The 741-nt window shown below is 43.3% G+C and carries 1 protein-coding gene; it reads right to left on the bottom strand.

All coding sequences use genetic code 11. From position 1 onward, the window contains the following. Positions 1–167: 167 nt before the first annotated feature. Positions 168–659, bottom strand: a complete 492-nt coding sequence (locus RIG68_RS13210) for a DUF6882 domain-containing protein (RefSeq protein WP_350122888.1) — start codon at positions 657–659, stop codon at positions 168–170. Positions 660–741: the final 82 nt, after the last annotated feature.

Below are 741 nucleotides of genomic sequence, written 5' to 3'. Positions count from 1 at the left end.
TCTAACGCCCGGCTAAAATGAGTGTGGGAATTTTATGCAGCTCTGCATCCATCACCAATTAGCCACGCCGATGATAAATTTAACTTTTGTGGCGGAGATTCCAAGCCAACCTAACTCAACTAACCTGAACAGCCCACATTCATTTTTAGCCATGTGTTACTTGCATTTTATTGGCTGATCCGTTCAATGTCTGTAAATACCAGAAAGGAATAAACATTGTCTCCAGGAACACGATAAGCTCCTTTTGCATTGGTTAGGAAAGCCATAATTGCCGTCATTTCCCATCCGTCAACTTCGTCTGCCATCCACTTGCGTTTGGTTAGGCGTTCAAAGTTGTTAGTGTCTCCAAACTTTCGTACTTCTTCCGAGTCTACCGCAATATTGTCTTCCAAGTTTGGATTGGCCCAAGCCCACAGCCAAGTGCTTGATATTTTAGAAACGGTTCCAACTTCCTGGTAGGTAATTCTGAGTTTCAGTGTATCGCCATCAAAGAATTCTATGAGGCCAGTTTCCTGATCGTAGAACCACCGTTCATATGTACTCATTCCATATTCCTTTTCGCAGATGTCCTGCCGCTCAAGCAAATAGTTATGAGCGTCAGTTAAAAAGTCGACAAATTCATCCGTCGCTTCTGGCTTGCTTAAGTCCTGTTCAGTCACAGTTTGAAGGTGGGTGCAACCACAGATTAAAGTAATAGTTACGAAAAGGAACGTGCGATTCATCTATTGCAAGTAACGCCCG

The organism is Imperialibacter sp. (assembly GCF_040222385.1).
In the GTDB taxonomy this organism is placed as follows: Bacteria; Bacteroidota; Bacteroidia; order Cytophagales; family Cyclobacteriaceae; genus Imperialibacter.
This window is presented reverse-complemented; position numbering and strand designations above follow the sequence as displayed.